Below are 23,807 nucleotides of genomic sequence, written 5' to 3'. Positions count from 1 at the left end.
ACCATTCCTCTATTTCGAACGAATTATTTCCATCTTTACAAAAGGCAGAATCCGAAACCAGACTTTTCCCTGGATCTGACTGCCGCTTACATTGCCGATATTGGAAAACCTGCTGTCTTCACTGCTGTCTCTGTTGTCACCCAACAAAAAATATTCATCTTCCCCCAGCTTTACAGGCTTTTCCGCCAGTCCAGCCAGAGATACCCGGCTAAGTCCTGCCGGTTCTTTCAGCTTCTCACCATCAATATAGATCTCATCATTTTTAATCTGCACCGTTTCACCTGGCAGACCAATGACACGCTTTACATTCATCTTCTGGTCTTCTCTTTGAAACACAACCACATCAAAACGGCCGGGATGACCGAAATCATATGCCAGCCGGTCCATCAAAACCACATCCTCTGAGGTGAGGAGCGGTGCCATGGAATGACCGGCGATTACAATCTGAGTGCCAAAAGCATAGACCAGAAACCATGCAAATGCAATCACAACTACAATATCAACAATCCAGTTGACAACATGGCGGAGCTTATTATTATCTTCACTATGATAAAAATCCATCTCAAACACCCCACCTACTAAAGAAAGGGACAATTTGCATTGTCCCCTCACCTGTTCCGGAATTATCTAACTAATTCTTTAACCTTAGCAGCCTTACCGATTCTGTCTCTTAAGTAATTCAGTTTTGCTCTTCTTACTTTACCCTTTCTAACAACTTCGATGTTGTCTACAGAAGGGGAATGTAATGGCCAGGTCTTCTCAACGCCGATACCGTTAGAATTCTTTCTTACGGTAAATGTTTCTCTTGCGCCGCCGTTCTGTCTTTTGATGACAGTTCCTTCAAAAATCTGGATTCTTTCGCGGGTTCCCTCTTTGATCTTGTTGTATACCTTAACGGTATCGCCAACGTGGAATTCCGGTACGGACTGCTTTAACTGAGCTGCTTCGATATTCTTAATAATTTCGTTCATTGTGTGAACCTCCTTGATTTTATTTGATGTTCTTAATACTTCATACTGGAATCCGTAACAGAGGAGCATCGCCTTTTCATCACAACATTTTGTATTTTATCATAAAGGACTATGGAATGCAAGTCCTTTCTATCTTAAATTATTCCCTGTTTTCCTGCTCTTTTTCAAGCTTTTTTAAATATTCTGCTTCTTTTTTTGACAGGGCTGCTCCCGATAAAAGATCGGGTCTTCTCTCCAAGGTTCGTTTGATGGACTGCTCCCGCCTCCAGGCATCAATGTTCTTGTGATGTCCTGACAAAAGGACCTCCGGAACACGCAGTCCTCTGTATTCTTCCGGTCTGGTGTACTGGGGATATTCCAGAAGGTTATCATGAAAGGATTCAAACTCTGCAGAGGAATCGTTATTTAAGACTCCCGGAATCAATCTTGAGATACAGTCGATCATCACCATGGCAGGAAGCTCCCCTCCGGTCAGAACATAATCGCCAATGGATAAGTAATCGGTAGCGATCAGTTCCAAAGCTCTTTCATCGATTCCTTCATAATGACCGCACAAAAACACCAGATCCTCTTCCTGTGCAAGCTCCTCTGCAATTTTCTGATTAAATACCCGCCCCTGGGGAGTCATGTATATCACACGGGGCTTCTTGCTGAGTTTTTCACAAAGGTCATCATAAGCATCGCAGATCGGCATGGGCTGCATCACCATTCCAGCTCCGCCTCCATAGGGATAATCATCCACATGGCGGTGCTTGTCCGTGGAATATTCCCGGATATCAATGGCCTCAATGGAAAGTAAGCCTTTTTCCGCTGCTCTCCCTATAATACTGGTATGGAGCCCGTTTAAGACCATTTCAGGAAAAAGCGTTAATATGTGATAATTCATCCGTTACACTCCTAATCTTAATCCAGAAGACCATCCATAATGTGGACAGTAACCGTCTTCTCCTCCATGTCCACCTTAAGCACACATTCCCGGATTGCAGGAAGCAAAACTTCCTTTCCACCGGTTGTCTTCACTTCGTACACATCATTGGCACCTGTCTTTATCACATCAGTCAGAGTGCCGAATTCATTCCCGTCTTCTGTTATCACCCGAAGGCCGATCAGATCAACGATAAAATTTTCATCCGGTCCAAGCGCTACGGCCTGGTCTCTCGTGATCAGCAGGTCTTTGCCCTTGTATTTTTCTATTTCATTTATGGAATCAAATCCTTTAAATTTAAGGATTACCATATTTTTAAAGAATTTCACTCCCTGAATCTCTAAATCCATCTGTTCCCGTCCGGTATCCAGGATCACTTTTTTCAAATCATTAAAACGGCCTGCGTCGTCTGTCGTTGGATAAACCTTTACTTCTCCTTTTACCCCATGGGTAGAGGAAATTATACCGACTCTCAACAAATTTTCCATCTGTCTCTCCATATCATACAAAAGAAGACCGTCTTCCCGACAGGCAGGCGGTCTTTTTCAAGTTACTGAATCTCTACAGTAACCTTTTTGTCTTCTTTGGAAGCTGCTGCTTTTATAACGGAACGAATTGCTTTTGCAATTCTGCCCTGTTTGCCAATAACCTTACCCATATCGGAAGGTGCAACCGTAAGCTCAAGAATAATTTCATCATTCTTTACAGTCTCAGTAACAGCAACCTGATTTGGATAATCAACCAGTGCTTTTGCAATTACTTCTACTAATTCCTTCATATGCTTCACCTCTCACTACTGGATACCGGCGATCTTTAAAAGCTTGCTTACAACTTCTGTTGGCTGAGCACCTGTTGCTAACCACTTTTTAGCGTTCTCTTCGTTGAATTTGATTACGCTTGGTTCTGTGTTAGGATCATAGTAACCAATTTCTTCGATAAATCTGCCATCTCTCGGAGATCTGGAATCTGCAACTACAATTCTATAAAAAGGAGCCTTTTTCTGACCCATTCTTTTTAATCTCATCTTTACTGCCATTTTATAATTCACCTCCTTAAACCTTAGATTTTAAAACTATATATAGCGAACGCAGAAATCTGCCTTGCTAACATCAAATTAAATTAAAACGGTAATTTCAGCTTGCTCAGCAATCCGCCTCCATGGCGTTTGCCGCCTCCCATCAAACCGGGAAGCTGTTTCATCATCTTCTTCATCTGATCAAACTGTTTGACGATACGATTGACTTCACTGATATCCACGCCGGCACCTTTTGCCACCCGCTGCTTTCTGGAGGCATTCTTCATAAGCTCCGGATTGGTCCGTTCTTTGTTTGTCATGGAAAGAATAATCGCTTCCACACGATCCATGGCTTTTTCATCAATATCCATATCTTTCAATTGATTCATGCCTGGCATCATGCTCATAATGCTCGCCATTCCGCCCATGTTCTTGACCTGGCTCATCTGTTCCAGAAAATCATTATAATCAAATTCTGCTTTTCGGAGCTTTTGGGATAACTCTTTAGCCTTCTCTTCATCAACCTGGGTTTCCGCTTTCTCAATGAGAGAAAGAATATCTCCCATGCCTAGGATTCTGGAAGCCATGCGATCCGGATAAAACTGCTCCAGATCAGAAAGCTTTTCTCCCATGCCTACATAAAGAACCGGCTTTCCGGTAACTGCCCGGATTGAAAGCGCCGCACCGCCCCTGGTATCACCATCAAGTTTGGTGACTATAACGCCATCGATGCCTACCTTTTCATTAAACATTCCGGCAACATTCACAGCGTCCTGTCCAGTCATCGCATCAACAACCAGGATTGTCTGATCGACCTCTATCACGTCTTTGATCTCAATCAGCTCGTTCATCATGTCTTCATCAATATGAAGGCGTCCGGCGGTATCGAGAATCACCACATTCTGATCATTCTTTGCGGCAGATGCAATGGCCGCTTTTGCAATGTCGGCAGGCTTATGATTTTCTCCCATGGCAAATACCGGCACACCTTGCTTCTCTCCATTTACCTGCAGCTGTTTAATAGCGGCAGGACGGTAAACGTCACATGCGACCAGAAGCGGCTTTCTTCCTTTTGCTTTTAACTTCCCGGCAATCTTGGCAGAGGTCGTTGTTTTACCCGCACCCTGAAGACCTGCCATTAAAAGAACAGTCATTTCGCTGGCTGGCTTTAACCGGATTTCTGTTGTCTCAGAACCCATCAAGTTTATCAGTTCTTCATTTACAATCTTTATTACCATCTGTCCTGGAGTCAGACTGTTCTGAACATCCTGTCCGATGGCCCGCTCCTGTACAGCATTAATGAACTGTTTTACAACCTTAAAGTTTACATCGGCTTCCAACAAAGCCATTTTGACCTCTTTAAGCGCTGTTTTTACATCGGCTTCAGACAAACGCCCTTTGCCTCTTAAATTTTTAAAAACATTTTGTAATTTGTCGGATAAGCTCTCAAAAGCCATCTAACGCCCTCCTAATGAGCTTCCAGCTCGATGATTTCGCCCGATATCTCTTCGATGCGATGGATCAGATCCATGTTCCTGCTGACAGAAAGTTCTTTCGTCAGGCTCTGAATTTCTCTGGCCAGTTTTTTTGTCTGTTCAAACTTCTCCATAAGATGAAGTTTTTCTTCGTAACCTTCCAGAATCTTATCACACCGCTTGATCAGGTCATGTACCCCCTGGCGGCTGATTCCCTGTTCCTCTGCAATCTCACTTAAAGACAGGTCGTAAAAAACCACATCTTCATATACGTGTCTCTGATGCTCCGTTAAGAGAGCACCGTAGAAGTCATACAGCAGTCCTTGTCTTGCAATCTTTTCCATATCATCACCTGTGATATCATACAATACTTTCCCTATGGTGTCAAGTGTTTTTTCTTTACACCCCTTGAACCGATTGACTGGTTCTGTCCTGATGCGAAGAATCGGAAAGAAACTTTATCATAATATAGTAAAGTTTCCTGCTGTGAACAATATAGCTTCCATGAGTTTCTCCCGGAAGAATACGAAGTTCACTGTTCCTGATCTTAGAGGCAATATAACGGGTATGTTTCTCCCGGACCATATCCTTTTCTCCTGCCAGAATCAGTGTTGGTACCGAAATATTCCTTAGTTCTTTTCCGGTAATATTTGGTTCCTTTTGTATTATCTGTCTCCGGTGATCACCAGTCACGATTTCCGTAATGGCAAAGATCTTAAGCCACCAGTTTTTTATACCGTGAGGATAGGAATTGGCTCCGCAAAGCACCAGCTTTTTAAAAAGTCCGGGATATCGGATTCCCAAAAGAAGGCCAATGATTCCGCCATCGCTGAAGCCGCAAAAATACGGGTCTTGAAGCTTCAGCGTTCTTGCAAATTCTGCTACATCGGTTGCCATTTCCTCGTATCCGATAGATTTTACAACCATGCTTTTTCCGTGACTTCTGGAATCCAGTAAATATATGGTGTAATCCTTTTTCAGCATCTGTGCCGTTTCATGAAAAATACGGTGATCCTGTGCATTCCCATGAACGAGGATAATGGCAGGACCGCATCCAATCCTCTTATAAAACAGTGTGACTCCATTTACCTTAATATACACGAAACGGCTCCTTATCTGGCCGGTACGATCTCAATCCAGTAACCGTCCGGGTCACTGATAAAATAAATACCCATGGAAGGATTCTCGAAGCAGATAACCCCCATCTCCTCATGCTTTTTATGGATTTCATCAAATTCATCTACATGGAAAGCCAGATGGAATTCACATTCTCCCAGATTATAAGGCTCTTTTCTGTCTGTCAGATAAGTAAGTTCCAATGTAAAATCACTGATTCCGTCTCCAAGATATACCAGCTTAAAGGAGCCGTCATCTGCTACCTTTTCCCGCACAGGAGTAAGTCCCAGAGCGTCTTTATAAAATTTCAGGCTTTTTTCCAGATCCAGAACATTGAAATTAAAATGGTTGAATTTAATCATAATCTTATTCTCCTTTTCTTCTTTTAAATAAGGGCTGCTGCAAAATGGAGATCGGATATCCTTCTATCTGCATTCTGCAACAGCCCTGTAACAGGACTATTTCGTTGGCACCAGTGCCTTCATGCCACCCATATACGGCTGCAGCGCATCTGGAATCTTAACGGTTCCGTCTGCCTGTAAATTGTTCTCTAAGAAAGCAATCAGCATTCTTGGAGGTGCAACTACCGTGTTATTTAACGTATGAGCAAAATACTTTGTTCCATCTTCTGCTGATACCCTGATTTTCAGTCTTCTTGCCTGAGCTTCCCCTAAATTGGAGCAGCTTCCTACTTCAAAGTACTTTTTCTGTCTTGGAGACCAGGCTTCTACATCCACAGACTTCACCTTTAAATCTGCAAGATCGCCGGAGCAGCATTCCAGAGTTCTTACGGGAATATCCAGGGAACGGAATAAATCAACCGTATTCTGCCATAACTTTTCATACCATTCCATGCTTTCTTCCGGTTTGCAGACAACGATCATCTCCTGCTTTTCAAACTGGTGAATGCGGTATACGCCTCTTTCTTCCAGACCATGAGCGCCCTTCTCCTTACGAAAGCATGGAGAATAGCTGGTGAGGGTCTGGGGAAGTTTCGCTTCCGGAAGGATGGTATCAATGAATTTTCCAATCATGGAATGTTCACTTGTTCCGATTAAATATAAGTCCTCGCCCTCGATCTTATACATCATGGCATCCATCTCAGCAAAACTCATTACACCTGTCACAACTTCACTGCGGATCATAAACGGCGGAATGCAGTAAGTGAACCCACGGCCGATCATAAAATCTCTTGCATAAGAAATAACAGAAGAATGAAGTCTTGCGATGTCTCCCATCAGATAATAAAAACCGTTTCCAGCAACCTTTCTGGCACTGTCAAGGTCAATTCCATCAAAGCTTTCCATAATGTCCGTGTGATAGGGAATATCAAATTCAGGAACTACCGGTTCTCCGTAGCGCTGAACTTCCACGTTTTCACTGTCATCCTTTCCAATCGGAACACTTGGATCAATGATATTTGGAATGGTCATCATGATTTTTTTGATTCTTTCCTCTAAATCACGTTCCTTCTCCTCCAGAGCAGCAAGATGTTCAGAAGCATCCGTAACTTTCTTTTTCATCTCCTCTGCTTCTTCTTTCTTTCCCTGTCCCATTAAGGCCCCGATCTGTTTGGAAAGTTTGTTGCGCTCTGCTCTTAAGGCATCCCCTTCCTGCTTTGCCGCACGGTTCTGCCCATCAAGTTCGATGACTTCATCTACTAACGGCAGCTTGCTATCCTGAAACTTTTTTTTAATGTTTTCCTTTACAACTTCAGGATTTTCTCTTACAAACTTCAAATCTAACATGGTATTCCTCCTGGTTTCTTATTAAATATTCTTTTGCGGAAACACATCCACATAACAATCTGCCGTTGATTATACTACAAAAAAAGGGCAAAGAAAAGCCCTTTTCCTAAATTCCCCTTCTGCAAATTCATTCCTATCACCGAATAAGCAATGAAAGCAATTCTTCAAAACATACCCCGTTTTCCTTTGGTATATGAAGTTCGTCTGATTTTATAATACAGCGTTTCACAAAATCAGCTGCCTTTTTTACCCCAGCCTTCAAAGGAACTCCCTTTACCGCCTGTGCAGCAACAATACTGGAAAATACATCTCCGGTTCCATGGCGTTCACTGCCTGCCCTAAATGAACGGAGAAAATGTACGGTTCCATCTTTCTCAAGGACAACATTTGTTACATAACTGCCTTCTGTTACCCCGGTAATCACCACTTCTTCCGGCCCCATCTGTTGTATTTCAGATGCCATCCGGATCAGATCTGCCCGTTTCCAGCCTTCTTTGTGATACTCCCAGCCAGTCAGAATGCATGCTTCCGTTAAATTTGGAGTCACAATATCTCCATATCCAACAAGCTCCTTCATCCGGCTGCACATCATTGGAGTATAGGTCTGATATACCTTTCCATGATCTCCCATAATGGGATCTATGATCACCTTTGTTTCCGGCGCAGAGAATTCCTTTATCATATCGATAACAATCTGTATTTGTGCTTCCGATCCTAAAAAACCGCTGTAGATGCCATCAAAGGTAAGGTCCAGCTTTTTCCACTGTTCAATGTATTTTGGCATCTTTTCCGTATAGTCATCAAAAAAGTAAGTCGGAAAACCGGTATGATTGGATAATATTGAAGTAGGTACCGGGCAGCACTGTATTTTTAAAGCAGAAACAATCGGCATGACTACGGTCAGGGAACAGCGGCCATACCCGGAAAGATCGTTAATGACAGCAATTTTCTTCTGTTGTTTTTCTGTTGTCATAAAAACTCCTAATGAATTTTTGAAAATAATCCGGACTTAACCAGAGCATTCCGAAGCGGTATGTAAATAACAACGGAAACTATGGTGGAAGTCACCGCATTGATTAAAGTTGCAGCTGCATTCCATACCAGGGAAACTTCTGCAGCAGGTTTTCCAAGAATAAAAAGCTTATAATAATAACCGGTCAAAGGATCGAAAACCACATTAAACAAAAGTCCTCCAGCCGCAGCCAGAATGGTCCACATCAGGATATGATTTTTATCTGAGGATTCCCCGATTCTTCCTATACGATGTGCCAGAAAACCGGTAATCAGACCAATACATAATTTTAAAATAAAGGTCTTCGGTGCATAAATAACATAGACCGGATCAAAAAGATCTCCGATTGTCATACCGACAGCACCGCCTAACCCTCCGTAAAACCCGCCTAAGAGCAAAGCGCCCAAAACACACACCGCATTGCCCAGATGAATGGATGTGGCATCTCCTCCAGGAAGTGTTATTTTAAACTGTAAAAACGTGAACACTACATAGGACATTGCCGCAAAAAGTCCGGTGAGTGCAATCTTGTAAATTCTGTTACTGGCTTTATTCATCATTAGTTCCTCCCTTTGTGCATTTGTTGATCCCTATCTTATCACGCAGGTGGAACGATATAAATATCCAGTTTTAATATATTAAACCATGCCAGTTCAATCGCGGGATTCCACACAGATCAGGGTTCCGGAATCAAATTCCACTTTGCCTGATAAATCTGTCAGTTCATTGCTGATACAAAGGCTGGTTCCAATGGTAATATCCTTTTTAAAAAGAGGGTACTTAAATCCGGTAAGAGTTATGCCTTTTACTTCTTCGCTTAAAGGAAGAAAGGAAATGTATTTTCCATAAATCTTATCTGCTTCAAATGTACGGCTCTTCTCTATAACAGTAATCCAGTTTCTTTCATCTACAATCGATGCCTCCACCCCTTTTTTCAGGCATGGGTAAAGGAGATGCAGATTCCCAAGAAAATGATCCTGTCTTCCCCCGGTTGCTCCCAATATAATCAACTTTGTACAGCCAAGCCTGATTGCTGTATTTAAGGCCAGCTCCGTATCTGTCTCATCTTTTTCCGGATTGTGGATTTCCCATGTGATACTTTCTTTTCTGCTTTTGTAATTACGGAGAACCGATTGTTCCACCGAATCAAAATCACCGACAATTGCATCCGGTGTCAGATTTAAGTTAAAAACGGCATTTAAACCTCTGTCCACTGCAATCACCACATCATATCGTCTTTTCTCCAAAAAACGTTCTGCAAACCCATGATCCAGGGGGCCTCCTGCTACAATGATTCCTGTGATGTCTTTCTTCACCGCTCATATTCCTCGAATATTTTCAAAAACTCTTTGGTGTTGGCAACAGCATCTCCCTTAAAAACGGCAGAACCTGCTACAAATACGTTTGCGCCTGCTTCAATCAGTTCCCGCAGATTTGTACAGGTTACGCCGCCGTCAACCTGGATATCGGTGTCAAGCCCCCGTTCCCTGCACATGGTTCTTAAAGCCTTAATCTTTGAAAGGGTATATGGAATGAATTTCTGCCCTCCAAACCCGGGATTTACTGACATAATAAGTACCATGTCCACTTCCGGCAGAATACAGTCAAGGACGGATAGAGGAGTGGCCGGATTTAAAGCGATTCCAACTTTTAAGCCCGCTTCCCTGATTTGATTGACCGTTCGGTCCAGATGGACACAGGCTTCTGCATGGACACAGATCAAGTCAGCTCCTGCTGCTTTGATATCATTTACATATCTTCCCGGCTCCTCAACCATCATATGAACATCAAATACCCGGTCCGTACAGCTTCTCAAACTGCTGATCACCGGCATGCCAAATGATATGCTGGGAACAAATGCTCCATCCATTACATCCAGATGAATATACTGTGCTCCGGCCTTTGCAACATCTGCCACCTGCTGTCCGAGTATTTTAAAATCTGCAGCCAATATTGAAGGGGCTAGCTTTAACATATTAATATCTCCTTTTCTCTTTCAGTTCCTGATAGAAAAGCCGGTAATTCTCATAACGATTCCGGCTGATTTTTCCTTCCTCTACCGCATCTTTCACACCGCAGTCTCTTTCTCCGATGTGGACACACCCGAGAAAACGGCAGTTTTCCTCATAGGATTCAAACTCCGGAAAATAATCCTTCAAGCGGCCGCATTCCATATCTTCAATATACATGGAGCTAAACCCTGGCGTATCCATCATATACGTGTTTCGCCCCATCTCAAAAAGCTCTGAATGTCTGGTTGTATGCTTTCCTCTTTGTATCCGTTCGCTGATGGTTCCGGTCTCCATCTCCGCCTGAGGATGCAAAAGGTTGGTAAGAGAAGACTTTCCAACACCGGAAGGGCCTGCAAGGACGGTGGTCTTTCCCTGTATTAAAGCCTTTATTTCTTCTATCCCCTGATTTTCGCGGGTGCTGGTAAAATATACCGGATATCCAGCGGTTTCATAAATCCGTTTCAGTTCCAGCTTTTTTTCGCCGCCTGTTAGATCAATTTTATTAAAACAGACATTGACAGGAACCTCCTGAACCTCCATCATAACAAGGAAGCGGTCCAGAAGGTTTAAATTAGGCTCAGGATGGGTTATGGAAAACAGCACCAGAGCCTGATCAACATTAGCAACAGACGGGCGGATGAGTGCATTCTTACGAGGAAGGATTTCATCAATATTTCCTTTCTTTTCCACTTCATCCAGTATGGTAATATCCACATCATCCCCTACCAGAGGCTTTAGATGCCTGTTACGGAAAACTCCTTTTGCCTTGCACTCGTAAAGATTTCCGTCTGTTGCGTGTACATAATAAAATCCTGCAATTCCTTTTAATATTTTTCCTGTCATATATAATCCCTTACGATTGTGGTACCGGAACAAATGTGATGGAATAAGAATTAATCACATCTCCTGTCTCCACATTTACGATTTCTACGGTTCCGCTTGTGACACCGTAAGCTCCTTCCATATTTTTAAATGATACGGGAAGCATCTGATCCCCGGTCATGGTAACCGGTCCCATAAGTTCCCTTATCTCATCTTTTCCGTTCACCGACTGCCGAAGCTGTATTTTAAGGGTCAGCTGGGTGCTTCCGGAACCTGGTCCGATGATGTTCTGCAAGGAATAGGATTTGTCAATGGAAGCCAGATATTTATATTTTGCCTGCTGAGCAGTTCCGCTGCTGACAACGAAATTCACCGCAGTACCCGCTTCTACCTGAGTGCCTGCTGGCGTGGACTGGCTGATGACATTCCCTCTTGCCACAGTTTCAGAGGAGGCCTCTGTAACCGTACCTTCCACCAGGCCCACATCAGCAAGGAGCTCCCCTGCAAGTTCCTGGGTCTGGCCTGTAATATTGGGTACGACCACAGGGTTTGTAAGCGCCGGACCGCTGCTGGATACAATGGTTACCGTATCGCCTTCCTTTGCTTCGACCGGACTGTAACTGATGACATAGCCATTTGATACGCTGTCACTGTTTTTTTGTTCCACCTTTACTTCCAGTCCCTTTGCTTCCAGCGTTGATTTTGCTGTTGCCGCATCCATCTTTTCAAGTCCTAACTTTGTTAGATCAATGGTAACATGCTCCGGACCTTTGCTGATCACAACATATACAGCGGAATACTTGTCGACCACGGTCCCTGCAGACGGATCCTGAGAAACAATATCCCCTTCTGCAACAGTTTCAGAAAACACATAATTACTGGTCTTCATATACAGGCCGCCGCTGTCCTTTAACTTCTGCGATGCTATATCTGCAGCCAGGCCAAGGACATCAGGCATCCTTACGCTCTTATCACTCAGAGTCTCTTCTGCAGTTACCTCTGCCGTTGATTCCGTTGTCTTTGAGGAACCGAAGCGGAACAATCCGCCTATTTTGGCAAAAACAACAATCAGTACAATGACAATAATTACTGCAACTACAATCCCAGCGGCAGTCAGAAGCTTTTCGATCTTCGGGTTAATATCTTCCTCGGAGTCTTCTCTTTTTGTTCTGTTTCCTGGTGGCAGGGATTCCTGTACCCGCTCTGGACGGCGTTCATTCCTTTGTTCCTTTTTACGGTTTCCATGAATGCCTGCAGGCTGGTCTGACTGAACCTTTCTGCCGGAACGGATCTGCTCAAGCTCCGGCTTGCCAATGATAACCGTCTGGGAATCGTCTACCTGAGGATTATGCTGGACAAAATCCCCATCAGGATCTACCAGTGCATGACGCAAATCCGCAATCACCTCAACCATGCTTGCGTATCGGTATTCCGGTTTTTTCTCAGTACTTTTTAAAATAATATTCTCAAGCCCTATGGGAATGTCTTCATTATAATAACTGGGCGGAGTAATGGGGGTTTCCAAATGTGCCAGGGCTACAGTAACCGTGTTATCTCCCTGAAAAGGAACTCTGCCAGCCACCATCTCATACATGGTAATACCAAGAGAATAAATATCACTTCTTACATCGCTGTACCCCCCTCTTGCCTGTTCCGGAGATATGTAATGGACAGAACCTACCGCGGTTGCACTAAGTGTCTGGGAAGATGCAGCCCTTGCTATACCAAAGTCTGCAACTTTTACTTTACCGTCTCTGGCAATAATAATATTCTGGGGCTTGATATCCCGGTGTATAATGCCCTGTTCATGTGCCGCAGCAATTCCCTGAGCCACCTGCATGGCAACACCAATTGCTTCTTTCACATCAAGGCAGCCTTTTTTTGATATATAATTTTTCAGCGTAATTCCTTCAATCAGTTCCATTACGATGTAATGGAGATTTTCCTCATCGACAACATCATATATATTTACAATATTGGGGTGGGAAAGGCGGGCAGCGGCCTGAGCCTCCATCTTAAATTTACTGACGAATCCACTGTCTGAACTGAATTCTTCTTTTAATAATTTTATAGCAACAAGGCGGTTTAATTTATGGCACAGGGCCTTAAACACATCTGACATGCCGCCGGAACCTATCTTTTCCAGTATCTCATATCTGTTCTGTAAAAATGTGCCAGGTCTTAGAATCATAAGCTTTCCTCCCCGCCAACTTCCGGTTCAATCAAAACAACTGCAATGTTGTCTTTTCCGCCATTGTCATTGGCTACTGTTATCAATTTCTCTGCCTTTTCCTTTAGTTCCAGTTCTGAGCAGATAATTTCTTCCATCTCAGCGTCCTCCAGCATATTGCTGAGTCCATCGGAACACATAAGTATATAATCTCCCGGTTCCAGGCTGACTTCAAAAAAATCGATCTCCAGCTTATCTTCCGTACCAACTGCTCTTGTAATAATATTCTTTTTTTCCTGGTAATCCCTGCTCCCCCGTTCCATCTGGCCTAAGGAAACCAGTTCTTCCACATAGGAGTGATCCTTTGTAATCTGCTTCAGCTGATTCCTGATCAGATACAGCCGGCTGTCCCCTACATTTGCCACATACAGAGAGGAATCCTCAATCACTGCAGCTACCAGGGTTGTTCCCATACCGTTTAATTCTGCCTTTTGTCTGGATTCCAGATAAAGCATACCGTTGACCGTTTCAATACCTCCACGCAAAAGGGGTATGATTTCAGTTTCTTCGGCCTGTTTTAAGTATTCCACCAAATGTTCAGAAATATATCTGGAAGCGTAATCTCCGGCCTGATGACCGCCCATTCCGTCTGCAACTATAAAAAGGTTGGGCAGTTTACCGACTGCATCGGCAGAGGCATAGACATAATCCTGATTGGCCGTACGGACTCTTCCGATATCGGTCATAGCGCAAGCCTTCATCGTTTCTTTCTCCCTCTTTACTCCTTATTGATAAAACTTTTTCTTAGCTGTCCACAGGCACCGTTAATATCCCGTCCCATCTCTCTTCTTATAGTAACATTAATTCCGTTTTTTTCAAGATAATTTTTAAAGTCCAGGATGGCCTTTTTGTCCGATTGCACATAATCACGCTCTTTGATTGGATTTACCGGTATGAGATTTACATGGCCATGCAATCCTTTTAAAAGGGCAGAAAGGGCAGCGGCTTCTTTTAGATTATCATTGACCCCGCTTACCAGACTGTATTCAAACGTAAGTCTTCTTCCTGTTTTTTCAAAATATTCCTGGCAGGCGGGCAATACCTCCGCAAGAGAATAACGGTTGGCTATGGGCATCAGGCTTCTTCGCACCTGGTCATTGGGGGCATGAAGAGAAAGTGCCAGCGTAATTTGCAGATCTTCCTCTGCCAGTTTGCGGATTTCAGGAACGAGGCCGCAGGTTGACACCGTAATATTTCGCTGACTGATGTTTAAACCGTTTTCATCCGTAAGAAGGCGGATAAAATCAATTAGATTGTCATAGTTATCCATAGGCTCTCCGGAACCCATGACCACAACATTAGAAACTCTTTCCCCCGTAGCTTTCTGAATCCGGTAAATCTGATCCAGCATCTCTGAAGCAGTTAAATTCCGTTCCAGTCCATCAAGGGTCGAAGCGCAGAAACGGCAGCCCATACGGCAGCCCACCTGGGATGAGATACATACGGAATTTCCGTGGTTGTATTTCATCAGAACACTTTCAATAATATTTCCATCGGAAAGTCCGAATAGATACTTTCTCGTTCCGTCTATTTTTGAAATTTTTTCCTCTACGACCACAAGGGATGTAAATGCTGCTGACTGCAGCAATTTTTCTTTCAGAGATTTTGGAAGATTGGTCATTTCATCGTAATCAGAAGCAAGTTTTTTGTGCATCCACTCATAAAGCTGTTTCGCACGGAAGGGTTTTTCCCCAATTGACACCATATAGGAAATCAGTTTCTCCAGATCCAGAGATTTTATATCTGTTTTTACCATTTTATTTTACCTTTTTATAAATGCCGAAAGAAAGAACCCGTCACAAGGGTGGATTCCCGGCAATAACTGAATATATCCGTGTTTCATCGTATCAGATGTCAGCTGATCTCCCAGCTTTCCGGTTAAATCAATACTGTCAAAAGGAAACTGTTCAAGAAACCACTTAACATTTTCCTCATTTTCTGTTTTATTGATTGTACATGTACTGAAAACCAGTCTGCCTCCCGGTTTTACATAGGACTGGACTACAGAAAGTATCTCTCTTTGAAGAGAGGACAAAGAGACAATGTCTTCTGGCCTGAGCCGGTATTTGATATCTGGTTTTCTGCCAATAATTCCCAGACCGGAACAGGGCAAATCGGCTATCACAATGTCCGCCTTTTCTATGGATTCCTGATCTGAAACCAAAGCGTCCTGAACCTTTGTACGGATGTTTTTAAAACCGCACCGGGCGATATTTTCATCGATAAGGCTTACCTTATATTGGGATAAGTCCCGTACCTCCACCATTCCGGTGCCATGAAGCTTATCTGCTATATGAATGCTTTTTCCACCCGGTGCACCGCAGACATCGATGACATAATCGCCTTCTTTTGGTTCTGCTGCTTCTCCCACAAAGGTGGAGCTTAAATCCTGAACCTGAATGAAACCATGGTTAAAAGCGTCAAGCCCTTCCAGGTAATCATAGTTTTCCAGATACAGCACGCCTTCTGAAATACCGGACTCTGTTACTGTTACTCCCTGTCCCTGCAGGCTTTTTATAATTTCTTCTTTGGAAGCCCTGGCAAAATTACAGCGTACCGTTGTCTTACTGTTCTTTAAAAAGGACTCCATGATAGTCACGGCTGTCTCTTCTCCATAGGTTTCTTTCCACATGGAGATGATCCAGTCTGGCATGGAATAACGAACGGAATCATTGGGCCAGCTTAAACGTTCTTTATTTCTTGAAATATTGCGCAGAACTCCATTGACAAAACCCTTTAAGCCGGTAAACTTTCTTTTTACAGCAAGTTTCACGGCCTCATTGCAAACCGCAGAATCAGGAACGCGGTCCATGTATAAAAGCTGATAGACCGACATCCGCAAAATGGTGCGGATGACGGGCTTCATTTTCTTAACCTTGGTATTGGAAAAAGAATCAATGACATAATCAATCTGGAGTAAATATTCTACGGTTCCCTCTGTGATTCTGGAAATAAATGCCCGTTCCGGTTTATCCAGATACTGATATTTATTCAGCGCCTGACGCAGGATGATATGGCTGTATCCCGACCGTTCCAGTATTTCGGTCAGAATATCAAGGGCAATTTCCCTGCTGTCTGTCTCTTTAGTCATCGTTTCTTCTTCCTCCAACTCCTCCAAACAGGAATACAAGTCTTGCAAGCTGCAGAACAGTTGCTGCCAAAGCTGCCACATAAGTAAGTGCTGCTGCTCCAAGTACCTTTTTGGTATGTCCCAGTTCTTCTGTTCCTAAAATCCCCACCTGCCCCAGCAAGGTTATCGCTCTCCTTGAGGCATTAAATTCTACCGGAAGTGTTACAAGCTGGAAAACGACAGCTAAAGAAAACAAAATCAGGCCTACATTCACAAGAGGTGAGCCAACTCCGCCGATGAAAAAGCCCAGTAGAATAATAGGGAAAGCCGCCTGGGAGCCGATATTGGCCACAGGTACAATCGCCCCTCTAAGCTTTAAAGGAACATATCCCCTATTATCCTGCATGGCATGGCCGCACTCATGAGCTGCAACACCAATGGCTGCAACAGATGTGGAACCATATACAGAATCTGACAAATTAACGGTTTTGCTTCTTGGATCATAATGATCTGTCAGCTGACCGCTGACCGGGCGAACCTGAACATCATAGATTCCCTGAGAATTCAACAGCCGTTTTGCCGCCTCGGCTCCTGTCATACCGGACATGCTTCTGACTTTTGAATATTTATTGTAAGTGCTGCTAACCCTGGCAGATGCTGCCATAGACAAAACTGCTCCGATAATTACAAAAATCAGGGTAGGGTCAAAATAATACCCCATCATTCCTCCATAAAACATAATCAGACACTCCTTTCAAAAACAGTACCTTCCGCAATGGAATATCCCCGCAGAAATGCACCGATATCCATTCGTTTTTTTCCCTGTAACTGCAATTCAAGGACGGATAGGCTGCCTTTTCCTGTCTTTACGATCAAGTGGTCCCGTCCGGCTTCCACCACCTGTCCGCAAGTTCCTTCATACTCTTTATCAATCACCGATGCTTCCCAGATCTTTATCACCCTGCCGTTCCAGCCGGTATAAGCGCTGGGCCATGGATTAAGTCCCCGGATCAGACGTTCAATGGCCTGAGCATCCATAGACCAGTCAATGTCTCCCATGGATTTTTTTATCATTCCCACATAGCAGGATTTGGTGTCATCCTGCGGGATACGGACTGCGGTCCCATCTTCTAATTTCTTTAAGGTCTTTATGATCAGCGCGCCTCCCAATTGACTTAATCTGTCATGAAGGCTTCCGCCTGTTTCTTTTGGATCCAGAATAATTGTCTCCTGATCCAGCATATCTCCGGTGTCCAGGGCTTCCGCCATCACCATTGTTGTAATACCGCTTTCCTTTTCTCCATTGATCACTGCATACTGGATCGGGGATGCTCCCCGGTACTTTGGCAGAAGAGAGGCATGAATGTTCACGCAGCCATATTTGGGGATATCCAGAATGCTCTTAGGAAGTAATTGCCCAAAAGCAGCCACCACCATAACATCCGGCGCCAGATCTGACAGAATTTTAACAAATTCCGGATCTCTTGCCTTTACCGGCTGATAAACCGGAATCTGAAACTTAAGCGCCTGTTCCTTAACCGGAGGCATCTGAATTTCTTTTCCTCTTCCTTTTGGCTTATCCGGCTGGGTGACAACTGCAACCACATCATGTCCGGCCTCAACCAACGCCTTTAACGCAGGTACGGAAAAATCAGGCGTTCCCATATAAACAATGCGCATAGTTACTCCTCAACCTCCATATCTTCCTCAGCCTCAGAAACATCCTCCAGCTCACCTTCTATTTTATCCACATACAGATCACCGTTTAAATGATCACACTCGTGGCATATGGCTCTGGCAAGAAGCTCCTCGCCTTCCAGCTCAAAAGGCTTCATCTCAATGTCATAGGCTCTTACTTTTACGTAATTAGGTCTGGTTACGGTACCTGACTTTCCAGGCACGCTCAGACAGCCTTCCGGCCCTGTCTGGCTTCCGGAAGTCTCTAAAATCTCCGGATTAATGAGCACATACTGATTGCCGTCATCCACATCAATAACCACAATTTGTTTTAAAACTCCAACCTGTGGTGCAGCAAGACCGACTCCGTTAGCTTCGTACATGGTTTCAAACATATCTTCTACCAGCTCTATAATCCTCGGTGTAATTTCTTTTACCGGTTTGCAGTGTTTTCTTAAAATTTCATCTCCAATGGTTCTAATCTTTCTAATAGCCATCTTCTATTATCCTCTCATTTATGAAAAATCATATTGTATCATGATCTGATCAAACATTTCCGGATGATTTTCTGAAAAACCATCGATCTGATCTCTGATTTTTATTAGTATATCATAGTTTTCATGTTTCAAGTATAAAATTTTTCTATATATATCATTAATTTTGTATACGGAAGCCTCTACCGGCCCAATTGCCTGAATCATTTCCAGTTCCGCCTGGGGCGCGATAAATGCAGCCGCTGCATCGGATCCTCTGGTTAAAAGTTCCTCCTGTCTGGAAGCAAACTGAACCGTTAAAAGTACGTTTGCCGGAGGATATTTCATCAAACGGCGAAAAGCCATCTCCTGGTTGTAAAAGGATTCATAATCCTGGCTTGCTGCAGTCACGATTCCATAATGCTCCGGGCTGTAGGTCTGAATGATTACGTCTCCATGCTTAAAATCCCTGCCGGCACGCCCTGCCGCCTGAGTCAAAAGCTGAAAGGTACGCTCTGCGGAGCGGTAATCGGGAGTATTCAGGGATAAATCCGCTGCCAGTACGCCTACTAAGGTTACATTTGGAAAATCATGGCCTTTTACGATCATCTGTGTGCCGATCAGAATGTCAGCGTCTCCTTCTGAAAAAGCAGTGAGAATTTCTTCGTGTCCGCCTTTTTTCTTTGTCGTGTCCAGATCCATACGGAGCACTCTGGCAGATGGAAACATCTTTTTCGTCATCAGCTCAATCTTTTGCGTCCCCACGCCAAAATTAGCAATGTAAGGAGAGCCGCATGCCGGGCACCGGTCAGGCATCGGCACCGAATGGCCGCAGTAATGGCAGACCAGACGGTTGCCGTTATGAAGAGTCAGAGTTACATCGCAGTGAGGGCAGCGTATGGCTTCGCCGCAGGAACGGCAGGAAACAAAATTGGCATACCCCCTCCGGTTGATAAAGAGCATGATCTGCTCCTTTTTTGCCAGCCGGTCTTCCATAAGGGTCTTTAAGGCCTTGCTGAAAACAGATTTGTTTCCTTCTTTCAATTCCTGCCGTAAATCCACCACCGAAACCGTGGCAAGCTGACTGTCCTTTTTCGCCCGTTCGGTGAGATGAAAAAGCCTGTATTCTCCTCTCAGAGCCTTTGTATATGCCTCAAGGGATGGAGTCGCTGAGCCTAAAACCAGGGAGGCATTCTGCATGGAAGCTCTCTTTTCTGCCACTTCTCTTGCATGATATCTGGGTACCACTTCACTTTTATAAGCCCCTTCGTGCTCCTCGTCTATAAGAATCAGCCCAAGACGGGAAAAGGGGGTGAAAAGAGCGGATCTGGGACCTATCATAATATCGATATCTCCATTTCTGGCCCTCTCAAACTGATCGTAGCGCTCTCCCGCCGACAGCCTGGAATTGATGATGGAAACGCGTTTTCCAAATCTTCCATAAAAACGCATCACCGTCTGATAAGTCAGGGCAATTTCAGGAATCAGAACAATGACCTGTTTTCCGTCTTCAATGACCCTCTCAATCAATTCCATGTAGACTTCTGTTTTACCGCTTCCTGTGACTCCGTGAATCAGATAAGTCTTTCGGATATGGGCCGAATAATCTCTGCAAAAGTCATCCACTATGGCCTGCTGGCCTTTATTCAGCAAAACCCTGGGCTTCTCACCGGATTCCATATTTATGGGATTGCGGTATATTTCCTCCGATTCAAGGCTTACATATCCCTTTTCTATCACCGGTTTTAATGTAGCGGAGGAAAGATTCATCTGATTGACCGCAATATCGTAGGGGATCAGAGGGGTTTCCAGAAATGCCTGAAAAAGCCGGACTCTTGCCTTATAATTCTTTTTTTCCGCTTCTTTCAAAGCAGCCATAAGGTCGGTCTTTTGAAGCAGACAGCGCAGCACTCTTTTTTCTTTTGGCTTTATTTTCTGTTTTACCGGGAGCACCGTTTTAAGAGCCTGGTTCATGGTGGAACCGTACTGTTCCTTTAGCCACCACGCAAGCGAAATAAGCAGGGATTCCGCTGTCACACTGTCTGTCACAATCCCTGCTATCTCCTTGATTTTATCTCTGTCATAATCCGCATGTGGAGTAATGCCGACCACATACCCTTTGCGCATGGCATTTCCCTTTCCAAAAGGAATCAGAACCAGAGAACCCACAACTACGTCTTCATACAAACGTTCCGGTATCCGGTAATCAAAGGTCCGGTCAACTTTTTCGTGGGAAATATCTATGATAATCCGGGCATATCGTTCTGCCATACCTTCACCTGTTTCTATATTATATCTCTGGAGTGTCAAACCAGGTGAAACTGATCTGCCACCTGACTAAGTTTCATGCTGTTGGAGCCTTTAAAAAGGACGCTGTCCCCTTCCTTTAGCTCTTCTTTTAAGTAAACAACAAGTGCCTCCTGCTCCATAAATTCTTTTACTAAAATCCCCTTTGCTTTTTCCTTTACCGCTCTTGCAATTTCACCTGCAAGTTCTCCAAGGGTCACCACTTCGTAAACAGGATGCTCTGCAATATATTCTCCGATTTCATAGTGATACCTGGGAGCATCTTCTCCCAGTTCTTTCATATCTGCCAATACTGCGATCCGCCTTTTGGCTTTTGTCAAGGACCCCAGCACTTCCAGTCCGGCTTTCATGGAAACCGGACTGGCGTTGTAGGTATCATCAATAATCGTCAAACCGTTATGAGTATAAATCTGCTGGCGGTTTTTGAAACCGGTGAACTCTGAAAGCCGTTTTGCTGCTGCTGCCATTGGAATGCCGCATTCTGCTGCAACAGCCAGCGACACCATTGCATTCAATACATTATGGCTGCCCATAACCGCCAGTCTTACAGGAACTCTCTGATTTTTGCAAACTGCAGTAAATGCCGGAAAGCCTTCCTCCAGGTGAATATCTTCTGCCCGGTAATCGGAATTTTCACCCGTACCGTAATATATGGTCCGGCAGCCATCTTTGGCTTTTGTTTCCCGTAACAGATCATCGTCTCCATTAAGAAACAGGATTCCCCCCTGCGTCAGTCCATCCTGGATTGTCAGCTTCTCTTTGTAAATATTTTCTCTGGATCCAAGCTGTTCGATATGAGTAACCCCGATATTTGTAATAACTGCCATCTGAATGTTGGCAATTTTTGCAATAACTGTTAATTCCCCTGGTTCGCTCATCCCAAGTTCAATGACGCCAATCTCGTCATTTGGTGTGATTTCAGAGATTGTAATGGGAACCCCTACCTGACTGTTTTGATTGCCTGGAGTTTTGTAGACTTTGAAACCGGCAGCCAACGCACAGGCGACCATTTCCCTTGTGGTTGTCTTTCCTACGCTTCCGGTAATCCCCACTAAGGGCAGGGTAAGACGGTTTCTATAATAACTTCCAATAGACTGAAGCGCTGTTTTTGTATCCTTCACACGAATCCACGGCTTTTCAGAATCCATGGAATCGTGCTCGCTGGTTAAAACCGCTGCCGCACCATTCTCAAATGCCTGTTCAATAAAACGGTGCGCATCCACTTTTTCCCCAATCAAAGGGACAAATAGAGAATGTTCCTCCTGGTTCCTTGAATCAATGCTTATATGTTCCAGAACCGTATGTTCACTTCCGCAAAGAAGTTCTCCTCCTGTCGCTGAAAGAATTTCCCTAACCGTCATATTTACCATTGTTTCCTCCGTTTCTTATACGCCTCCGCGTACCATCCTTCCATCTGCCGCGGAAATGCCGAAAGCACATTTTCAGCTTCCGGCATCTTCTTTTTTCATCCAGGTATTTATTTACTCAGGCTTTCTGCCACCCTTAAGACCTCTTCACGATCCGAAAAATGATGGCGGACTCCATTGATCTCCTGATAATCTTCATGGCCTTTTCCGATAATCGCAATCATATCACCTGGTTCTGCATGGGTTATGCTGTATTCAATCGCTTCTCTGCGGTCCGGAATCTCAATGAAATTCCCTCCGGTCTTTTCAATGCTTCCACGAATGTCTGCAATAATATCCTCGGTCTTTTCAAACCTGGAGTTATCTGCAGTAATGATCGTAAAATCTGCCAGACGGCCTGCACTTTCCCCCATGGAGTAACGGCGGTCCCTGGAACGGTTTCCTCCGCATCCAAACACGCATACCAGGCGTTTTGGCTTATAATCCCTGAGTGTGGTGAGAAGACTTTCCATGCTGATTGCATTATGGGCATAATCTACGATCACCGTACACCGTTCAGAGGTATATACGATCTCCATACGGCCGTTTACGCTTAAATGCTCCAGTCCACGGCAGATTCTTTCTTTGGGAAGATCAAAAAAGCTCAAAACACTGACGGCTGCCAGCGCATTGGCAACATTGAACCGCCCGGGAATGTTGACCCTTACCGAAAGCTCGAAACGGCCTTTTACATCAAATTCCAATCCAACGAAATCAGGCTGGGATACATAGTGGATATTTTCCGCCTTAAAGTCCGTTCCTTCTTTATCCATGGAAAAAGAGTAAAGATCACAGGAAGCATCCTTTATCACCTCAGCCCAATGGGAATCATCCCGATTCATGATCCCCGTCTTTGAGCATTGAAAAATACGGGATTTATAAGAAAGATATTCCTCAAAATCATCGTGTTCATCCGGGCCGATATGGTCAGGGGAAATATTGGTAAACAATCCGTAATCAAAGGTGATTCCATCTACCCGGTGCATTTTAAATGCCTGGGAAGATACCTCCATTACCATATATTCGCATCCTGCATCTGACATATTGCGGAAGGCTTCATGAAGTTCATAGGACTCCGGAGTCGTATTCTTAGTAGGAGTAACGGTCTGGCCAATGACGATACCAGTGGTTCCGATCATTCCTACCTTTTTTCCGCAGGATTCTAAGATTGTCTTGATCATATGAGTGGTTGTGGTTTTCCCTTTGGTTCCAGTGACCCCAATGGTTACCATCTTCTTAGCCGGATAATCAAATCTGGCGGCAGACAAGAGAGCCAGCGCTTCTCTTGCATTATGTACAAGGACAGCAGTTACACCATCCGGAACCGGCACCTTTCGTTCTACCACCAGGACTTTGACGCCAGCCTCAGCCACGGAAGGAATAAATTCATGAGAATCCACCTTCGTTCCCTTCATGCAAATGAACACGGCACCTTCCCTGGCTTTTCTGGAGTCATAAATCACTTCCTCCACTTCAACATCAAGGCTTCCCTGTATTACTTCATATCTCAAGTCCTTAAGCCATTCTTTAAACTTCATAGAAACCTCC

Annotated in this window: 26 protein-coding genes; all 26 read right to left on the bottom strand. The window is 44.2% G+C overall.

Annotated elements, in window-relative coordinates:
- Window positions 1-9: 9 nt before the first annotated feature.
- Window positions 10-561 carry a signal peptidase I gene (gene lepB / locus ACLTWA_RS00995; RefSeq protein WP_412325692.1) on the bottom strand — a complete coding sequence of 184 codons (552 nt, stop codon included), beginning with the start codon at window positions 559-561 and terminating at the stop codon, window positions 10-12.
- Window positions 562-623: 62 nt separating this feature from the next.
- Window positions 624-971 carry a 50S ribosomal protein L19 gene (gene rplS / locus ACLTWA_RS00990; RefSeq protein WP_412325691.1) on the bottom strand — a complete coding sequence of 116 codons (348 nt, stop codon included), beginning with the start codon at window positions 969-971 and terminating at the stop codon, window positions 624-626.
- Window positions 972-1,110: 139 nt separating this feature from the next.
- Entirely contained in the window at window positions 1,111-1,857 is a 747-nt protein-coding gene (gene trmD, locus ACLTWA_RS00985) for a tRNA (guanosine(37)-N1)-methyltransferase TrmD (protein ID WP_412325690.1), read from the bottom strand.
- Between the two features lie 17 nt (window positions 1,858-1,874).
- Window positions 1,875-2,384 carry a ribosome maturation factor RimM gene (gene rimM / locus ACLTWA_RS00980; RefSeq protein WP_412325689.1) on the bottom strand — a complete coding sequence of 170 codons (510 nt, stop codon included), beginning with the start codon at window positions 2,382-2,384 and terminating at the stop codon, window positions 1,875-1,877.
- A gap of 62 nt (window positions 2,385-2,446) precedes the next feature.
- Window positions 2,447-2,674, bottom strand: a complete 228-nt coding sequence (locus ACLTWA_RS00975) for a KH domain-containing protein (RefSeq protein WP_412325688.1) — start codon at window positions 2,672-2,674, stop codon at window positions 2,447-2,449.
- A gap of 15 nt (window positions 2,675-2,689) precedes the next feature.
- On the bottom strand, window positions 2,690-2,932 hold the full coding sequence (gene rpsP, locus ACLTWA_RS00970) for a 30S ribosomal protein S16 (RefSeq protein ID WP_412325687.1): 243 nt from the start codon (window positions 2,930-2,932) through the stop codon (window positions 2,690-2,692).
- Between the two features lie 83 nt (window positions 2,933-3,015).
- Window positions 3,016-4,368 (bottom strand): signal recognition particle protein, encoded by a 1,353-nt coding sequence (gene ffh, locus ACLTWA_RS00965; RefSeq protein ID WP_412325686.1) that lies wholly within the window; start codon window positions 4,366-4,368, stop codon window positions 3,016-3,018.
- Between the two features lie 11 nt (window positions 4,369-4,379).
- A complete protein-coding gene (gene ylxM / locus ACLTWA_RS00960; RefSeq protein WP_412325685.1) occupies window positions 4,380-4,730 on the bottom strand; it encodes a YlxM family DNA-binding protein in 351 nt (116 codons plus the stop codon).
- A gap of 55 nt (window positions 4,731-4,785) precedes the next feature.
- Window positions 4,786-5,487, bottom strand: a complete 702-nt coding sequence (locus tag ACLTWA_RS00955) for an alpha/beta fold hydrolase (protein ID WP_412325684.1) — start codon at window positions 5,485-5,487, stop codon at window positions 4,786-4,788.
- A gap of 11 nt (window positions 5,488-5,498) precedes the next feature.
- A complete protein-coding gene (locus tag ACLTWA_RS00950) occupies window positions 5,499-5,864 on the bottom strand; it encodes a VOC family protein (RefSeq protein ID WP_412325683.1) in 366 nt (121 codons plus the stop codon).
- A 96-nt stretch (window positions 5,865-5,960) separates the two neighbouring features.
- On the bottom strand, window positions 5,961-7,250 hold the full coding sequence (gene serS, locus ACLTWA_RS00945; protein WP_412325682.1) for a serine--tRNA ligase: 1,290 nt from the start codon (window positions 7,248-7,250) through the stop codon (window positions 5,961-5,963).
- A gap of 136 nt (window positions 7,251-7,386) precedes the next feature.
- On the bottom strand, window positions 7,387-8,223 hold the full coding sequence (locus ACLTWA_RS00940; protein WP_412325681.1) for a pyridoxamine kinase: 837 nt from the start codon (window positions 8,221-8,223) through the stop codon (window positions 7,387-7,389).
- An 8-nt stretch (window positions 8,224-8,231) separates the two neighbouring features.
- Window positions 8,232-8,819 carry an ECF transporter S component gene (locus ACLTWA_RS00935; RefSeq protein ID WP_412327151.1) on the bottom strand — a complete coding sequence of 196 codons (588 nt, stop codon included), beginning with the start codon at window positions 8,817-8,819 and terminating at the stop codon, window positions 8,232-8,234.
- A 96-nt stretch (window positions 8,820-8,915) separates the two neighbouring features.
- On the bottom strand, window positions 8,916-9,578 hold the full coding sequence (locus ACLTWA_RS00930; protein WP_412325680.1) for a thiamine diphosphokinase: 663 nt from the start codon (window positions 9,576-9,578) through the stop codon (window positions 8,916-8,918).
- The gene (rpe, locus tag ACLTWA_RS00925; RefSeq protein WP_412325679.1) at window positions 9,575-10,237 is read right to left on the bottom strand and encodes a ribulose-phosphate 3-epimerase; all 663 of its coding nucleotides are present in this window, start codon (window positions 10,235-10,237) and stop codon (window positions 9,575-9,577) included. The genes ACLTWA_RS00930 and rpe overlap by 4 nt, the downstream gene beginning before the upstream one ends.
- A gap of 1 nt (window position 10,238) precedes the next feature.
- On the bottom strand, window positions 10,239-11,117 hold the full coding sequence (gene rsgA, locus ACLTWA_RS00920) for a ribosome small subunit-dependent GTPase A (protein WP_412325678.1): 879 nt from the start codon (window positions 11,115-11,117) through the stop codon (window positions 10,239-10,241).
- A gap of 10 nt (window positions 11,118-11,127) precedes the next feature.
- Complete coding sequence (pknB, locus tag ACLTWA_RS00915; RefSeq protein ID WP_412325677.1) at window positions 11,128-13,287, bottom strand: Stk1 family PASTA domain-containing Ser/Thr kinase; 2,160 nt, start codon at window positions 13,285-13,287, stop codon at window positions 11,128-11,130.
- Window positions 13,284-14,027, bottom strand: coding sequence for a Stp1/IreP family PP2C-type Ser/Thr phosphatase (locus ACLTWA_RS00910; RefSeq protein WP_412325676.1), 744 nt, complete (start codon window positions 14,025-14,027; stop codon window positions 13,284-13,286). The genes pknB and ACLTWA_RS00910 overlap by 4 nt, the downstream gene beginning before the upstream one ends.
- A gap of 17 nt (window positions 14,028-14,044) precedes the next feature.
- Window positions 14,045-15,082, bottom strand: coding sequence for a 23S rRNA (adenine(2503)-C(2))-methyltransferase RlmN (rlmN, locus tag ACLTWA_RS00905; protein ID WP_412325675.1), 1,038 nt, complete (start codon window positions 15,080-15,082; stop codon window positions 14,045-14,047).
- A 6-nt stretch (window positions 15,083-15,088) separates the two neighbouring features.
- Window positions 15,089-16,417 carry a 16S rRNA (cytosine(967)-C(5))-methyltransferase RsmB gene (rsmB, locus tag ACLTWA_RS00900; protein WP_412325674.1) on the bottom strand — a complete coding sequence of 443 codons (1,329 nt, stop codon included), beginning with the start codon at window positions 16,415-16,417 and terminating at the stop codon, window positions 15,089-15,091.
- Window positions 16,410-17,135 carry a zinc metallopeptidase gene (locus tag ACLTWA_RS00895; protein WP_412325673.1) on the bottom strand — a complete coding sequence of 242 codons (726 nt, stop codon included), beginning with the start codon at window positions 17,133-17,135 and terminating at the stop codon, window positions 16,410-16,412. The genes rsmB and ACLTWA_RS00895 overlap by 8 nt, the downstream gene beginning before the upstream one ends.
- 2 nt (window positions 17,136-17,137) lie before the next feature.
- Window positions 17,138-18,076, bottom strand: coding sequence for a methionyl-tRNA formyltransferase (gene fmt / locus ACLTWA_RS00890; protein ID WP_412325672.1), 939 nt, complete (start codon window positions 18,074-18,076; stop codon window positions 17,138-17,140).
- 2 nt (window positions 18,077-18,078) lie between these two features.
- Window positions 18,079-18,570, bottom strand: a complete 492-nt coding sequence (gene def, locus ACLTWA_RS00885) for a peptide deformylase (RefSeq protein ID WP_412325671.1) — start codon at window positions 18,568-18,570, stop codon at window positions 18,079-18,081.
- Between the two features lie 18 nt (window positions 18,571-18,588).
- Entirely contained in the window at window positions 18,589-20,817 is a 2,229-nt protein-coding gene (priA, locus tag ACLTWA_RS00880) for a primosomal protein N' (RefSeq protein ID WP_412325670.1), read from the bottom strand.
- 35 nt (window positions 20,818-20,852) lie between these two features.
- Window positions 20,853-22,223: a UDP-N-acetylmuramoyl-tripeptide--D-alanyl-D-alanine ligase gene (locus tag ACLTWA_RS00875; RefSeq protein ID WP_412325669.1), complete on the bottom strand. Its 1,371-nt coding sequence runs from the start codon at window positions 22,221-22,223 to the stop codon at window positions 20,853-20,855.
- A 107-nt stretch (window positions 22,224-22,330) separates the two neighbouring features.
- Window positions 22,331-23,797 carry a UDP-N-acetylmuramoyl-L-alanyl-D-glutamate--2,6-diaminopimelate ligase gene (locus ACLTWA_RS00870; protein WP_412325668.1) on the bottom strand — a complete coding sequence of 489 codons (1,467 nt, stop codon included), beginning with the start codon at window positions 23,795-23,797 and terminating at the stop codon, window positions 22,331-22,333.
- Window positions 23,798-23,807: the final 10 nt, after the last annotated feature.

It is taken from the genome of Lacrimispora sp., from assembly GCF_046972725.1.
Taxonomy (GTDB): domain Bacteria; phylum Bacillota; class Clostridia; order Lachnospirales; family Lachnospiraceae; genus Lacrimispora.
Note: the sequence above shows the minus strand (reverse complement) of the source record. Positions and strands in the feature narration are given on the sequence as shown.

Bases quoted from the DNA above. Each gene is read 5' to 3' on its own strand.
- lepB (WP_412325692.1), bottom strand. From the start codon at position 561: ATGGATTTTTATCATAGTGAAGATAATAATAAGCTCCGCCATGTTGTC.
- rplS (WP_412325691.1), bottom strand. From the start codon at position 971: ATGAACGAAATTATTAAGAATATCGAAGCAGCTCAGTTAAAGCAGTCC.
- trmD (WP_412325690.1), bottom strand. From the start codon at position 1,857: ATGAATTATCACATATTAACGCTTTTTCCTGAAATGGTCTTAAACGGG.
- rimM (WP_412325689.1), bottom strand. From the start codon at position 2,384: ATGGAAAATTTGTTGAGAGTCGGTATAATTTCCTCTACCCATGGGGTA.
- ACLTWA_RS00975 (WP_412325688.1), bottom strand. From the start codon at position 2,674: ATGAAGGAATTAGTAGAAGTAATTGCAAAAGCACTGGTTGATTATCCA.
- rpsP (WP_412325687.1), bottom strand. From the start codon at position 2,932: ATGGCAGTAAAGATGAGATTAAAAAGAATGGGTCAGAAAAAGGCTCCT.
- ffh (WP_412325686.1), bottom strand. From the start codon at position 4,368: ATGGCTTTTGAGAGCTTATCCGACAAATTACAAAATGTTTTTAAAAAT.
- ylxM (WP_412325685.1), bottom strand. From the start codon at position 4,730: ATGGAAAAGATTGCAAGACAAGGACTGCTGTATGACTTCTACGGTGCT.
- ACLTWA_RS00950 (WP_412325683.1), bottom strand. From the start codon at position 5,864: ATGATTAAATTCAACCATTTTAATTTCAATGTTCTGGATCTGGAAAAA.
- serS (WP_412325682.1), bottom strand. From the start codon at position 7,250: ATGTTAGATTTGAAGTTTGTAAGAGAAAATCCTGAAGTTGTAAAGGAA.
- ACLTWA_RS00940 (WP_412325681.1), bottom strand. From the start codon at position 8,223: ATGACAACAGAAAAACAACAGAAGAAAATTGCTGTCATTAACGATCTT.
- ACLTWA_RS00935 (WP_412327151.1), bottom strand. From the start codon at position 8,819: ATGAATAAAGCCAGTAACAGAATTTACAAGATTGCACTCACCGGACTT.
- rpe (WP_412325679.1), bottom strand. From the start codon at position 10,237: ATGTTAAAGCTAGCCCCTTCAATATTGGCTGCAGATTTTAAAATACTC.
- rsgA (WP_412325678.1), bottom strand. From the start codon at position 11,117: ATGACAGGAAAAATATTAAAAGGAATTGCAGGATTTTATTATGTACAC.
- pknB (WP_412325677.1), bottom strand. From the start codon at position 13,287: ATGATTCTAAGACCTGGCACATTTTTACAGAACAGATATGAGATACTG.
- ACLTWA_RS00910 (WP_412325676.1), bottom strand. From the start codon at position 14,027: ATGAAGGCTTGCGCTATGACCGATATCGGAAGAGTCCGTACGGCCAAT.
- rlmN (WP_412325675.1), bottom strand. From the start codon at position 15,082: ATGGTAAAAACAGATATAAAATCTCTGGATCTGGAGAAACTGATTTCC.
- rsmB (WP_412325674.1), bottom strand. From the start codon at position 16,417: ATGACTAAAGAGACAGACAGCAGGGAAATTGCCCTTGATATTCTGACC.
- ACLTWA_RS00895 (WP_412325673.1), bottom strand. From the start codon at position 17,135: ATGTTTTATGGAGGAATGATGGGGTATTATTTTGACCCTACCCTGATT.
- fmt (WP_412325672.1), bottom strand. From the start codon at position 18,076: ATGCGCATTGTTTATATGGGAACGCCTGATTTTTCCGTACCTGCGTTA.
- def (WP_412325671.1), bottom strand. From the start codon at position 18,570: ATGGCTATTAGAAAGATTAGAACCATTGGAGATGAAATTTTAAGAAAA.
- priA (WP_412325670.1), bottom strand. From the start codon at position 20,817: ATGGCAGAACGATATGCCCGGATTATCATAGATATTTCCCACGAAAAA.
- ACLTWA_RS00875 (WP_412325669.1), bottom strand. From the start codon at position 22,223: ATGGTAAATATGACGGTTAGGGAAATTCTTTCAGCGACAGGAGGAGAA.
- ACLTWA_RS00870 (WP_412325668.1), bottom strand. From the start codon at position 23,797: ATGAAGTTTAAAGAATGGCTTAAGGACTTGAGATATGAAGTAATACAG.